Origin of the sequence: Micromonospora rifamycinica, assembly GCF_900090265.1 — a bacterium.
Classification (GTDB): Bacteria; Actinomycetota; Actinomycetes; order Mycobacteriales; family Micromonosporaceae; genus Micromonospora; species Micromonospora rifamycinica.
The window spans coordinates 2,555,451-2,568,055 of the sequence record NZ_LT607752.1 but is presented as its reverse complement, the minus strand read 5'-3'; the positions used below and the strand labels follow the sequence as shown (position 1 = coordinate 2,568,055).

The 12,605-nt window shown below is 73.3% G+C and carries 14 protein-coding genes; 8 read left to right on the top strand and 6 right to left on the bottom strand.

Annotation, left to right across the window (positions count from 1 at the left end):
• Positions 1–44 precede the first annotated feature (44 nt).
• Complete coding sequence (locus GA0070623_RS10310; RefSeq protein WP_089003995.1) at positions 45–1,778, top strand: DEAD/DEAH box helicase; 1,734 nt, start codon at positions 45–47, stop codon at positions 1,776–1,778.
• Positions 1,779–2,004: 226 nt separating this feature from the next.
• Here the strand turns inward: GA0070623_RS10310 and GA0070623_RS10305 are convergent, their stop codons facing one another.
• Both GA0070623_RS10305 and GA0070623_RS10300 read right to left on the bottom strand, forming a co-directional pair.
• Entirely contained in the window at positions 2,005–2,238 is a 234-nt protein-coding gene (locus GA0070623_RS10305) for a DUF7455 domain-containing protein (RefSeq protein WP_067313888.1), read from the bottom strand.
• A gap of 248 nt (positions 2,239–2,486) precedes the next feature.
• On the bottom strand, positions 2,487–4,088 hold the full coding sequence (locus GA0070623_RS10300) for an RNA polymerase sigma factor (protein WP_089003994.1): 1,602 nt from the start codon (positions 4,086–4,088) through the stop codon (positions 2,487–2,489).
• Between the two features lie 470 nt (positions 4,089–4,558).
• On the opposite strand from GA0070623_RS10300, the gene GA0070623_RS10295 reads away from it, so the two are divergent.
• A complete protein-coding gene (locus tag GA0070623_RS10295; protein ID WP_067315209.1) occupies positions 4,559–5,380 on the top strand; it encodes an inositol monophosphatase family protein in 822 nt (273 codons plus the stop codon).
• A gap of 126 nt (positions 5,381–5,506) precedes the next feature.
• On the opposite strand, the gene GA0070623_RS10290 is transcribed toward GA0070623_RS10295, so the two are convergent.
• A complete protein-coding gene (locus GA0070623_RS10290) occupies positions 5,507–6,022 on the bottom strand; it encodes a LytR C-terminal domain-containing protein (protein WP_172898504.1) in 516 nt (171 codons plus the stop codon).
• Between the two features lie 431 nt (positions 6,023–6,453).
• On the opposite strand from GA0070623_RS10290, the gene GA0070623_RS10285 reads away from it, so the two are divergent.
• On the top strand, positions 6,454–6,750 hold the full coding sequence (locus GA0070623_RS10285; protein ID WP_067315205.1) for a DUF4193 domain-containing protein: 297 nt from the start codon (positions 6,454–6,456) through the stop codon (positions 6,748–6,750).
• Between the two features lie 432 nt (positions 6,751–7,182).
• Positions 7,183–7,920, top strand: a complete 738-nt coding sequence (locus GA0070623_RS10280; RefSeq protein ID WP_089004298.1) for a hypothetical protein — start codon at positions 7,183–7,185, stop codon at positions 7,918–7,920.
• Between the two features lie 85 nt (positions 7,921–8,005).
• On the opposite strand, the gene GA0070623_RS10275 is transcribed toward GA0070623_RS10280, so the two are convergent.
• On the bottom strand, positions 8,006–8,500 hold the full coding sequence (locus GA0070623_RS10275) for a DUF3093 domain-containing protein (protein WP_067315201.1): 495 nt from the start codon (positions 8,498–8,500) through the stop codon (positions 8,006–8,008).
• A gap of 85 nt (positions 8,501–8,585) precedes the next feature.
• Here GA0070623_RS10275 and dut point away from each other — a divergent pair, with 85 nt between their 5' ends.
• The 4 genes from dut (at position 8,586) to GA0070623_RS10255 (ending at position 11,089) form a co-directional block, all read left to right on the top strand.
• Positions 8,586–9,110, top strand: coding sequence for a dUTP diphosphatase (gene dut / locus GA0070623_RS10270; protein WP_089003993.1), 525 nt, complete (start codon positions 8,586–8,588; stop codon positions 9,108–9,110).
• 25 nt (positions 9,111–9,135) lie between these two features.
• On the top strand, positions 9,136–9,777 hold the full coding sequence (locus GA0070623_RS10265; RefSeq protein WP_067315211.1) for a DUF3710 domain-containing protein: 642 nt from the start codon (positions 9,136–9,138) through the stop codon (positions 9,775–9,777).
• 251 nt (positions 9,778–10,028) lie between these two features.
• Complete coding sequence (locus tag GA0070623_RS10260; RefSeq protein ID WP_067315225.1) at positions 10,029–10,409, top strand: OB-fold nucleic acid binding domain-containing protein; 381 nt, start codon at positions 10,029–10,031, stop codon at positions 10,407–10,409.
• Complete coding sequence (locus tag GA0070623_RS10255) at positions 10,406–11,089, top strand: DUF3159 domain-containing protein (protein WP_067315215.1); 684 nt, start codon at positions 10,406–10,408, stop codon at positions 11,087–11,089. The genes GA0070623_RS10260 and GA0070623_RS10255 overlap by 4 nt, the downstream gene beginning before the upstream one ends.
• A gap of 32 nt (positions 11,090–11,121) precedes the next feature.
• Here GA0070623_RS10255 and GA0070623_RS10250 read toward each other — a convergent pair whose 3' ends face one another.
• Positions 11,122–11,811 carry a potassium channel family protein gene (locus GA0070623_RS10250; RefSeq protein WP_067315217.1) on the bottom strand — a complete coding sequence of 230 codons (690 nt, stop codon included), beginning with the start codon at positions 11,809–11,811 and terminating at the stop codon, positions 11,122–11,124.
• Positions 11,812–11,813: 2 nt separating this feature from the next.
• Complete coding sequence (locus GA0070623_RS10245) at positions 11,814–12,479, bottom strand: potassium channel family protein (protein WP_067315220.1); 666 nt, start codon at positions 12,477–12,479, stop codon at positions 11,814–11,816.
• Positions 12,480–12,605 lie beyond the last annotated feature (126 nt).

Here is a 12,605-nt window from a genome sequence, read left to right as displayed (position 1 = left end):
CCCTCGGCCCGGATCCGCCTCGTGCGGTCGGAGAGGAGCCTCGGGTGGCACCCCGGTTGCCGGCGTTGGAGACGTTCCCACCCCTGCGGGCCTGGCAGCGCAAGGCGATGGTGGAGTACCTGCGCCGTCGTACCGAAGACTTCACCGCCGTCGCCACCCCCGGCGCCGGTAAGACCACCTTCGCCCTGCGGATCGCCGCCGAGCTGCTGGTCGACGGCACCGTCGAGGCGGTCACCGTGGTCGCCCCGACCGAGCACCTGAAGACCCAGTGGGCGCAGGCCGCCGCCCGGGTCGGCATCCAGCTCGATTCGGCGTTCCGCAACGCCGACCTGCACTCCGCCGCCGACTTCCACGGCGCGGTCGTCACCTACGCCCAGGTCGGGATGGCCCCGCAGGTGCACCGGCGGCGCACCATGACCCGCCGCACCCTGGTCATCCTCGACGAGATCCACCACGCCGGGGACTCCCGCTCCTGGGGCGACGGGGTCAAGAACGCCTTCGAGCCCGCGGTACGCCGGCTGATGCTCACCGGGACGCCGTTCCGCTCCGACGACAACCCGATCCCGTTCGTCAGCTACGAGCGCGGTGGCGACGGGCTGCTGCGCTCCCGCGCCGACTCGGTCTACGGTTACTCCGACGCGCTGCGCGACGGCGTCGTGCGCCCGGTGCTGTTCCTGGCCTACTCGGGGGAGACCCGGTGGCGTACCAACGCCGGGGACGAGCTGGCGGCGCGGCTCGGCGAGCCGATGACCCAGGACCTGATCGCCCAGGCCTGGCGGACCGCCCTCGACCCGGCCGGGGACTGGATGCCGCAGGTGCTGCGGGCCGCCGACGCCCGGCTGACGGTACTGCGCAACGCCGGGATGGCCGACGCCGGTGGCCTGATCATCGCGAGCGACCAGCAGACCGCCCGCTCGTACGCCAAGCTGATCGAGCAGGTGACCGGCGAGAAGGCCACCGTGGTGCTCTCCGACGACCAGGGGGCGTCCGCCCGGATCGCGACCTTCGCGGCGTCCACCCAGCGGTGGCTGGTGGCGGTCCGGATGGTCTCCGAGGGCGTCGACATCCCCCGGCTGGCGGTCGGGGTGTACGCCACCAGCGCCAGCACCCCGCTCTACTTCGCCCAGGCCATCGGCCGGTTCGTCCGGGCCCGACGCTCCGGCGAGACGGCCTCGGTCTTCGTGCCGAGCGTGCCGCACCTGCTCGGGCTGGCCAGCGAGATGGAGGCCGAGCGGGACCACGTGCTCGGCAAGCCCAAGGACCGGGAGGGTTTCGACGACGAGCTGCTGGAGCGCGCCCAGCGCGACGACCAGGCCAGTGGCGAGCTGGAGAAGCGGTTCACCGCGCTCTCCGCGACCGCCGAACTCGACCAGGTGATCTTCGACGGGGCGTCCTTCGGCACCGCCGCCCAGGCCGGCACCCCCGAGGAGGAGGAGTACCTCGGCCTGCCCGGCCTGCTCACCGCCGACCAGGTCTCGCAGCTGCTGACCAAGCGCCAGGCCGACCAGCTCGCCGCGCAGCGCCGCCGGGCAGCCGTCCGGGCCGCTGAGCCGGCCGCTGCGGCCCCCGTCGCACCCCCGGTACCCCTGAGTGCCGCTCAGCGCCGGGTGGGCCTACGGCGTCAACTGAACGCCCTGGTGGCCGCCCGGCACCACCGCACCGGGCTACCCCACGGCAAGATCCACGCGGAACTCCGCCGGATCTGCGGTGGCCCCCCGAGCGCCCAGGCGACCATCGAGCAACTCGAAGAACGCATAGCCACCCTCCAGACCCTCTGACACCCCGCCCTGCCCTCCCGCCCCACGCCCCGCGCTGGTCCCGCCCCGGTGATCAAGAGGTTCTGGTCACCGGATCACCGATTTCTGACCGAAATCTCTTGATCACCCGGGCCAGGGCAGAGCCGGGGTCGGGCGGGGAGGGCGGGAGGGCGGGGGATGGACGAAAGCTGGCCGGAGGGATCCACAGGATCCCTCCGGCCAGCTATGTCGTCGTACGGGTACGGAATTAGTTCGCCATCAGGTCGGCGCCACGCCAGGTGAACTCCGGGTCCGTCGCGAACTTGACCGTGATCTTCACGAGATCCTCGGCGTACTTGTTCGCGTGGTGCCCACAGAACACCAACTCGCTCCCACCCGCCAGAGTGATACGGAGCTTGCCGGCAGCATTGCAGCGGTCGCACCGTTCATCGGCGGCTGGGGGCGCCACCGTTGCGGGCGGCGGCGTGAGGGTCGGGGTCATCGCCTTCCTCCTCTGGTCGTCACCGATGAACACTCTCTTCGGTCGTTGCTCACTCATCGTGCAACACCCTTACCGGGCCCCGCCTTCCCAGTGTGCCCGCGGGGGACCGAGGTCACACCTGGCGGGAAGGACAGTGTGCCGTGCACCCAGGGTGCCACGTCAACGATCACAAACGCGTATTGGACCGCGTAGCTTCGGGTGTTCTACGGCTGGTGATCAAACCGACACTACGGGTTGACGTGACCGGCTCAGTCCAGGTAGTCCCGAAGCACCTGCGAACGGGACGGGTGTCGGAGTTTGGACATCGTCTTGGACTCGATCTGCCGGATCCGTTCCCGGGTCACCCCGTAGACCTGGCCGATCTCGTCGAGGGTGCGCGGTTGGCCGTCGGTCAGGCCGAACCGTAGCCGCACCACGCCCGCCTCCCGCTCGGAGAGCGTCTGGAGGACCTGCTGGAGCTGATCCTGCAGGAGGGAGAACGAGACGGCGTCGACGGCGACGACGGCTTCCGAGTCCTCGATGAAGTCACCGAGCTGGCTGTCGCCCTCGTCGCCGATGGTCTGGTCGAGCGAGATTGGCTCCCGAGCGTACTGCTGGATCTCCAGCACCTTCTCGGGTGTGATGTCCATCTCCTTGGCCAGCTCCTCCGGGGTGGGCTCGCGGCCCAGGTCCTGGAGCAGCTCGCGCTGGATCCGGCCGAGCTTGTTGATCACCTCGACCATGTGCACCGGGATGCGGATGGTGCGGGCCTGGTCGGCCATCGCCCGGGTGATCGCCTGCCGGATCCACCAGGTGGCGTAGGTGGAGAACTTGTAGCCCTTGGTGTAGTCGAACTTCTCGACCGCGCGGATCAGGCCGAGGTTGCCCTCCTGGATCAGGTCGAGGAAGGCCATCCCGCGCCCGGTGTACCGCTTGGCCAGCGAGACGACCAGCCGGAGGTTCGCCTCCAGCAGGTGGTTCTTGGCGCGCTCACCGTCCCGGGAGATCCAGAGCAGGTCGCGCTGCATGTCGCGGGTGAGCTTCTCCTCGCCCTCGTCGGCGGCCCGCAGCCGCTCGGCCGAGTAGAGGCCGGCCTCGATCCGCTTGGCCAGCTCGACCTCCTGCTCGGCGTTGAGCAGCGGGACCTTGCCGATCTGCTTGAGGTACGCCCGGACCGAGTCGGCGGAGGCGGTGAGCTCGGCGTCCCGCCGGGCCTGCTTGAGCGCCTCGGACTCCTCGTCGTCCCACTCGAAGTCGTTGTCGGTGGCGGACGCGGCGGCGTCGGTCTCGGCGGCCCGGGTCAGCTCGGCCGGCTCCTCGACCACCACGTCCTCGATCTCGGCGGCCAGCTGCTCGGGATCGATCTCCCCCTCGGTGCCCTCGCCCTTGGGCTTCGTGGCGGCCTTGCCGGCGTCGGCGACGGTCGTCTTGGTGGCCCGGGTGGACTTCGTCGCCTTGGCGGCCGGTGCGACGGCCTTGGCGGCCACCCCGGCGGGGGTGGCGGCCTTGCGTGGGGCCGCCTTGCGCGGAGCCGGCGCGGTGGACTCCTCGGCGGCGGGGGCCTGCTTGGGGGCCGGTGTGGCGGCCTTCTTGGTGGTCTTGGCGGTGGTGGCCCGCGAGGCCGGTGTGGCCGAGCGGGCGGCGGCCACCCGGCGGGGGCGGGTGCTGGCGGAGCCGTCGACCACCACGGTCACGCCCGCCTCGGAGAGCGCCCGCAGGATCTTCTTGGCCTGGGCCGGGGTCACCTCGGCGGTCTCGACGGTGCGCGCGAGCTGGGCCGACGTCAACTGGCCGCCGGCGCTCTGGGCGTGGGCGATCAGGGTGTCGGTGAGCGAGCGAACGTCGGCGCCGGGCTGGCGGGGTTCTGTCACGAATGACCTTCCGGAGGCGAAGAGCGAGCACGGCCGGGGTCGTCCGGCGCAGCGTGGCGTGCCGTGCCGTGCGATGTCGTTGAGTGACCCCCGTGTCCCGGTCCGGCTGTGCGGCGGCGGTCCGTGGCGCGTGGGCAGGGTGAATTGTAACCCCGGTTGCCGCGATCATCCTGCGGCGCACGGCAACCGGTCGTCTGTGCCACCGGTTCGGGAGTTATGTCAGTTTTGTGGTTATCTTACCCGCCCGGCGGTCGGCGACCCGTCCAGCCGGTCCGTGGACACGTCGGGACCTGGCGGGACGCGTGTCGCGCGGCCTGTCCGGCGCGTGCCTATGCTGTCCGGGCGAGATCGACGACGTGGATCCGTTGGGCGTGTCGCCCGCTTCGGCGGGGACGCCGGCTCGGCTTACCCCGGGGATCTCCGTCCGGTACGTCCGGTGCGCGTAGCTCGGTGCGAAAGGGGCAGCTTCCATGACCGGTTCCGTGCCGACCTCCCGGGAACTGCTGGAGATCGCGATCGGGGTGGCCCGGGACGCGGCCGGCACCGCGGCCCGGATGCGGGCCGAGGGGGTCTCCGTCGCGGCGACCAAGAGCACCGCCACCGACGTGGTCACCGCCGCCGACCGGGCGGTGGAGCGGCAGGTCCTGGAGGCCCTGCGCGCGGTCCGTCCGCAGGACGTGGTGCTCGGCGAGGAGTACGGCGGCGCGGCGGCCGGGTCGGTCGGGTCCGGCGTGGTCCGCTGGATCGTCGACCCGATCGACGGGACGGTGAACTACCTGTACGGGCTCCCGTACTGCGCGGTCTCCCTCGCCGCCGAGGTGGACGGGCAGGTGGTCGCCGGGGTGGTCCGCAACGTGGCGACCGGCGAGGAGTGGACCGCCACCGCGGGCGGCGGAGCCTGGCGGGACGGCGAACGGCTGCGCTGCTCCACCGAGGTCGACCTGGGGCAGGCGCTGGTCGCCACCGGGTTCGGCTACGACCCCCGCCGCCGGCTGCACCAGGCCCGGGTGATCGCCGACCTGATCGCGGACGTCCGGGACATCCGGCGGATGGGGGCGGCGGCGCTGGATCTCTGCCTGGCCGCCGAGGGGCGGGTCGACGCCTACTACGAGAAGGGGCTGGCCGCCTGGGACCTGGCCGCCGGGGGGCTCGTCGCGGCGGAGGCCGGGCTGCGGGTGACCGGGCTGAACGGCCTGCCGCCCGGCCCCGACCTGGTCATCGCGGCCCCGCCGGCGCTGTTCGCGGCGCTGCACACCCGGCTGGCCGCCCTGGACGCCTCCGGCGGCCCCTGACCGCGCGACCCGGCCGCGCCGCCGCCGGCCGGCGGTCCTCGGTCGGCCCGGCCGCGCCGCCGGTCCTCGACCGGCCGGGCCGCGCCGCCGGTCACCGGTTTCCGGCCGGCGCGACCGCGCCGCCGGTTACCGGTCCTCGGCCGGCATCGGGCAGGAGCCCTCCGGGGCGACCGGCGCTCCCAGGTCGCCGAGGGACTGGTTGACCTCGGTGGTGGTGGCCAGCTGTTGGAAACCGTCGCCCAGCACCACGTCGACCGTGTCGTCCTGGCGCTTGGCGTCGTAGTCGCGTTCGGCGTTGTTGAGGAAGAACGCCCGCAGCAGGTGCGCGGAGCCGACCCCCTTGGGGCCGAAGCGCAGCAGCGCCACGCCCTCGAAGTGCGCGCCGTTGCCCTGCTTCTTGACCTGGAACTTCCGGTTGCGGAAGTCGTCCGCGACGCTGCCTGCCAGGCCCGGCTCGTTGGTGCCGTTGAGGATGTTGATCTTGACATCCTTGTAGTTGCGCAGCGCCAGGTCGGCCAGCGGCCAGCCCTCCGGGCACCCCCGGGCGTTGGCCCCGCTGCCCTGGGTGTCGCGGACCACGGCGACCACGACGAAGACCAGGGCGACGAGCGCCAGCAGGCCGACGACAACGAGTGCTCGCACTCGCGCAAAGCTCATCTGGGTGCTCCCGGACGGTGGGTGGTGGCGGCGAACGTCGGCGGCGGGCGGCGTCGTCGGCCGTCGAGTACGCCGCTGAGGTTAACGGTTGTCCGACGGACGCGTGGAAACAGTCCGACATGCCGGCGCGGCGACCGGGAACGGGGTACTACTACCCCTATCTTCGTGTCGCCTGAGTCACATTGGGAACATCTTGGGGCGCTGGGGCGTACATCTCTGCCGCGAGGGCGGTATACATGCCTCGCCTGGGGGAGGGGTAAGGTACCGCGCTCGTCGGCGCTCGCCCCCGAGGGCCTCGATCCGGAGGCCGTCGGGTCGGGCGACCGACAACATTGGTGGCCGGCCAGTGGGAACCGAAACAGCGTCGTCCGGCGTTACAACCGGAAGCGACAACATCGATATGGGAGAGTGAACCGATGGCCACCGACTACGACGCCCCGCGTCGCGACGAGGTCGACCTCGGCGAGGACAGCCTGGAAGAGCTCAAGGCCCGGCGGGTCGACTCACAGTCGGGCGCCGTGGACGTCGACGAGGCCGAGGTGGCCGAGAGCTTCGAGCTGCCCGGCGCCGACCTGGCCGACGAGGAGCTGACCGTGAAGGTCCTCCCGATGCAGCAGGACGAGTTCCGGTGCGGACGCTGCTTCCTGGTGCACCACCGCAGCCAGCTGGCGGTCGAGCGTAACGGCGATCTGATCTGCCGAGAGTGCGTCTGAGCACCTGCGTCCGAGCAACCACCACACCCGGCGGCGGCCTCCTCGGGGGGCCGCCGCTACCGGAGCCGCCGTGCGGACCCGGCGGGTTGCTGCTTGACTCGTGGTAGGAGCCCACCAGAGCGGTGGGAGCCGCGGGAGGGCAGGCGGATGAACGAGCACGGCGAGCGGCACGGCGGGTCCGACCCGGACGGTCCGGGGTCCGGAGCCGGGCCGTCCGACAGCGGCACCCCGGCCGTCGCGGGCAGTGGTGCCCCGGAAGCGGCCGCGCGCCCCGCTGACGTCCTCCGTGCGGACGTCGCGGCCCCGGACCCGTCCGCGGGTGCCGAGGCGGCCCGGGTGGGCACAGGCGGCCGCACAGGCACCCCGGACGCCGCCTCCGGGACCGCGGAACGGGAGGACGAGGCGGAACCGGCCGACCGTAGCGGTGACGAACTGGGCGCGACGGTGGCGGCGCTGACCGCCGACGACCTCGCGCCGGCCCGCCGCCGGCAACTGCTCACCCGGCTGGTCGGGCAGGCCCGCAGCCGAGGGCTCGCCGACCTGTTCAAGCCGAGGGCGGCGCTGCGCTGGATGACCGACGCGGTGGCCGACGTCGCGCCGCACATCCCGGTGCGGGACCTGGCGACGCTGCGGCGGCACTTCCCCGGGCTGGACGACGAGGCGCTCGCCGACCGGCTGGTGCGCAACGCCACCCGGGCCACCGCCGGGGTGGGCGCGGCCGGTGGCGGGGTCGCCGCGGTGGAGTGGACGGTCGCCCCGACCCTGCTCTCCGCGCCGGTGCTGCTCGCCGCCGAGACGGTGGCCGTGGTGTCGATCGAGCTGAAACTGATCGGCGAGCTGCACGAGATCTACGGAGCGCCGCTGCCGACCGGCGGAACCCCACGGACCGTCGCCCTGGTCCAGTCCTGGGCCAGCCAGCGGGGCATCAACCCGATGGTCCCGGGCGTCGGGGTGAGCGCGGTGCTCGGCACCGCCGCCCGCAAGGAGCTGCGGGACACCCTGCTCAAGCGGTTCGGCCGCAACCTGACCACGTTGGGGCCGTTCCTCACCGGGGCGGCCGTGGCCAGCTACCTGAACCGCCGGGCCACCCGGACCCTCGCCGATCAACTCCGCCGCGACCTGCGCCGGCAACGCCGGGAGCTGCCCGGCGGCGGCACCGCCCTGCCCTGACGCCGCCCCGCCGTACCGGCCGCGCGTCCAGCCGGGGCGGTGTGCTCAGGGCCGGGGTGGTGTGCTCAGGGCCGGGGTGGTGTGCTCAGGCCGTGTCGCGGGCGGCCAGCAGGGCGGCGGCCAGCTCGGTCGGCCGGCGGGAACTCACCACCCAGAACGGGGTGGGATCGTCCGGATCGTCGAGCACCACCTGCACCGCGCCGCCGATCCACGGCCGCTGCACCACGAAGGCCAGCGGGTCCGCGCCCACCCCGAGCACCTCGCGCCGGCCCTCGGCGTCGAGCGGGACCGCGTCGGCGACGTACCGCACGGGTAGCCGGGCGTCGTCCACCCGCAGTTCGGCGTCGTCGACCGCGACCCGGACCCGGCCCAGCCACCACAGCCCGGCCAGGGTGGCCGGCAGCAGCAGCACGAAGGGCAGCCAGGCCCGGACCCCGCCGGCCCCCATCCAGACCTCGGCGGCGGCGAGCCCGGCCAGAGCCGCCCCGGCCAGCCAGCACCACCACGGCAGGCCGAGCCGCTCGGAGTACGCCGCCGCGCCGGGGGACCTCGGCGACGACGGGGAAGGCGACAGGCTCACACCTGGCAGGGTACGGAACCCGACGGGCGGTCGACCCGGCAGGATGGCGGGAGCACCCCGCGAACGTCGACGGAAGAGGCAGCCCGTGACCCATGTCGTACCCGTGCCCGTGCGGCAGCTCGACCCGGAGCTGCCGCTACCCGCGTACGCCCATCCCGGCGACGCCGGCGCGGACCTGGTGGCCGCCGCGGACGTCGAGCTGCCCCCGGGCGGCCGGGCACTGGTCCCCACCGGCGTGGCGCTGGCCCTGCCGGAGGGCTACGTCGGTCTGGTCCACCCGCGCTCGGGGCTGGCCGCCAGGCTCGGCGTGACGGTGCTCAACGCGCCCGGTACGGTCGACGCCGGTTACCGGGGTGAGATTCTGGTCAACCTGATCAACCATGATCGGGACGTACCGGCGAAGATCTCCCGTGGCGATCGCATCGCGCAGCTCGTTGTCCAGCGGGTGGAGCGGGTCGATTTCCAGCCGGTGGCAGCGCTGCCCGAGTCCCGACGGGGAGCCGGCGGGCACGGTTCGACCGGTGGCCACGCCGGGCTGGTGCCCCCGCCCGGCGGTCCGACCGGGGACGACCACCGGGCGGGCGAACGGACGGAAGAGGTGGCAGGGTGAGTGCGAACAGCGGAGGGTGGGCGCAGTGATCTTCTCCCGAAAGCGGGCCGACGGCGGGCGGCACGCCCGTGACCAGCGGGCCGACGTCCTCGACTCGTACGAGGCGGCGGGCCCGCCCCGAGGGCCGTACGACCTGTCGGAGGCACCGGACGACGTGCAGCGGCTCGACCTGGGCAGCCTGCACATCCCGGCGGTGCCCGGGGTCGAGGTGCGGGTGCAGGCCGACCCGCAGGGCGTCGTCCAGCAGGTGGTGCTGGTGCACGGGGAGAACGCCCTCCAGCTCGGCGTCTTCGCCGCCCCCCGGTCCGAGGGCATCTGGGACGAGGTCCGCGAGGAGATCCGGCAGTCGCTGGTCGGTGACGGCGCGACCGTGCAGGAGAGCCAGGGCGAGTACGGCGTCGAGCTGCACGCCCGGGTGCGGACCCCGGACGGCCCCACCGACCTGCGTTTCGTCGGCGTCGACGGGCCGCGCTGGATGGTCCGGGGCGTCTACCAGGGTGCCGCCGCCACCGACCCGGCCGCCGCCGGCCCGCTCGCGACCTGCCTGGACGGCCTGGTCGTCGACCGGGGCCAGGAGGCGAAGCCGGTCCGCGAGCCGCTGCCGCTGCGGCTGCCCCGGGAGATGGCCGAGCAGGCCGGAGAAGGCGCCACCCCCGGCGAGGCCTGACCGCGCACGTCCGGGCCGGACGGCGCGTCACCGCGGTGACGCGCCGTCCGGCCCGGACTGCCGTCCGCACCCCCTCGGCCGGTCCGCTGTCCGACCCCGCCGGCCCGGCCGGTGCCCCGGTCCGTCGGCGCGGACAGCACCGCATCGACCTGATCGGGCCGGACCGGCGTACGCTGGCGACACGGCCCCGTCCCGGGGCCGGGGCAGCACCGGTGCCGACCGGTCAGCGTGGAGAGGGTGACGCGGAGGTCATGTCGACCGACGAGAGCCGGCTGTCGCTGCGGGACATCCTGCGCCGGTTCACCGCCAGCGAGGCCGAGATCGAGGCCCAGGAGCTGCGCCGGGAGAGTGCCGAGTCCGGCGGTGTGCTGGCCCGGCAGTGCATGCGGGGGCAGGTGGTCTCGGTCGCCGGGCGGCTCCGCACGGTGGTCTACACGCCGCGCACCAACCTGCCCACCCTCGAGGCGGACCTGTACGACGGCAGTGACGTGGTCACCCTGGTCTGGCTGGGTCGGCGGCACATCGCCGGCATCGAGCCGGGCCGGCACCTGACCGCACGGGGCCGGGTGGCCGTCCGGGACGACCGCAAGGTCATCTACAACCCGTACTACGAGCTGGAGTCGCCGAAGTGACGACGGGACAGCCCCCGGCCACCGAGCCGCAGACCACCCCGGCGGACGACGAACAACTGCCCAGCATGGCCGAGCAGATGGCCGAGCAGCTGGGTGGCTGGCGCGGGCTGGTCGAGTCCAGCATCCCGGTGGTGGTGTTCGTCCTGGCCAACGTGCTGGGGGAGCTGCGGCCGGCGGTGATCGCCTCGATCGGGGTGGCCGTGCTGATCGCGGTGGCCCGGCTGGTGCAGCGTCGTCCGGTCCGGCACGCGGTCAACGGGCTCTTCGGTGTCGCGATCGGCGCGGCCATCGCCTGGCGTACGGGGGACGAGCGGGACTTCTACCTCCCGGGCATCCTGTACGGGATCGGCTACGGCATCGTCCTGCTGCTCTCGGCGGCGATCCGGCAGCCCCTGGTGGGGTGGATCTGGTCGGTGCTGGTGGCCAAGGGACGCTCCGAGTGGCGCGACAATCCCCGGCTGGTACGCACCTTCACCCAGCTCACCGTGCTCTGGGGGGTGGTGTGGCTGGCCAAGGTCGGGGTGCAGGCCGGGCTCTACCTGGCCCACCAGGACACCGCGCTGGGGGTGGCCCGGCTCGCCCTCGGCTATCCGCCGTACGCGCTGCTGCTGCTGATCACGGTCTGGACGGTGCGGCGGGTGACCCGGGAACCGGCCACCCCGCCGCTGTCCGCCCCCTGAGACCCCGGGGCCGGCCCGTCACCTCCGGCGGCTCAGCCGGTGGCCCGGGTCCGTTCCACGCTGTCCGGGCCGAGGATGACCCCGCGTACCTCGTCCTCCACCTCGGCGGTGCACACGAAGATCAGCTCGTCGCCGGCCTCGATCGGGTCGTCGGGGCTGGGCACCAGCACCCGCTTGCCGCGCAGGATCGCCACCAGCGCGGCGTCCCGGGGGATCGGCACGGCGTGGATCGGCTGGCCGACGTAGGGCGCGCTCGGCGGCAGGGTGATCTCCACCAGGTTCGCCTCGCCCTGCCGGAACGTCATCAGCCGGACCAGGTCGCCGACGGTGACCGCCTCCTCGACCAGCGCGGCCATCACCCGCGGCTTGCTGACCGCCACGTCGACACCCCACTGCTCGGTGAAGAGCCACTCGTTCTCGGCCCGGTTGACCCGGGCCACCACCCGGGGCACCGCGAACTCGGTCTTGGCCAGCAGGGACACCACCAGGTTGACCTTGTCGTCACCGGTGGCGGCGACCACCACGTCACAGCCCGCGACGTTCGCCTCCTCCAGGCTGGCCAGCTCGCAGGCGTCCGCCAGCACCCAGTCGGCGGTGGGCACCCGGTCCGGGCGCAGCATCCGGGGCTGCCGTTCGATCAGCATCACCTGGTGGCCGTTGTCGATCAGCTCCTGGGCGATCGACCGGCCCACGTTGCCGGCACCCGCGATGGCGATCCGCATGCTCAGTGCCCTCCTTCGGGCGGCGTCGCGGCCACCGCGGTGACCGGGGCGGCGATGTCGTCGGTGACCAGCACGTAGAGCTGGTCACCCTCCTGCACGACGCTGGACGCGGTGGGCAGCATGCCGATGCCGAACCGGGTCAGGTACGCCACCCGGGTGCCGGCCGCCTCCTCCAGCTGGCGCAGCGGCCGACCGATCCAGTCCTTGTGCACCGGCACCTCGATGATCGACACGGTGCTGGTCGGATCCCGGAAGATCTCCACGTTGCCCTCGGGTACCAGGTGGCGCAGCATCCGGTCGGCCGTCCAGCGCACGGTGGCGACGGTGGGGATGCCGAGCCGCTCGTAGACCTGGGCCCGGCGCTGGTCGTAGATCCGGGCCGCGACCCGGGAGACACCGAACGTCTCGCGGGCCAACCGGGCCGAGATGATGTTGGAGTTGTCGCCGCTGGACACGGCGGCGAAGGCGTCCGCCCGCTCGATGCCGGCCTGGCGCAGCACCTCGCCGTCGAAGCCGGCGCCGGTGACGGTGATCCCGGCGAAGTCGGGGCCGAGGCGGCGGAACGCGTCGGCGTCCTGGTCGATCACCGCCACCGAGTGCCCCCGGGACTCCAGGCTGTAGGCCAGCGTCGAGCCGACCCGCCCACAGCCCATGATCACGACGTGCACGGTGTCCCTCCCATGGTGCGCCTGCCTGCCGGCGACTGTCGTCTGCGAGCCTGCCACGTCCGCCCCGCCGCCGGGGGACCGAACCGTACCGCGCCGGGGCGTGGGAACGGGACCAGGCACCCCCCG

Coding starts and splice junctions, on each gene's coding strand:
- GA0070623_RS10250 (WP_067315217.1), bottom strand. CDS start 11,811: ATGCGGATCGCCATCGCGGGTGCCGGCAACGTGGGCCGGTCGATCGCC.
- GA0070623_RS10260 (WP_067315225.1), top strand. CDS start 10,029: ATGTCGACCGACGAGAGCCGGCTGTCGCTGCGGGACATCCTGCGCCGG.
- GA0070623_RS10285 (WP_067315205.1), top strand. CDS start 6,454: ATGGCCACCGACTACGACGCCCCGCGTCGCGACGAGGTCGACCTCGGC.
- GA0070623_RS10305 (WP_067313888.1), bottom strand. CDS start 2,238: ATGACCCCGACCCTCACGCCGCCGCCCGCAACGGTGGCGCCCCCAGCC.
- GA0070623_RS10295 (WP_067315209.1), top strand. CDS start 4,559: ATGACCGGTTCCGTGCCGACCTCCCGGGAACTGCTGGAGATCGCGATC.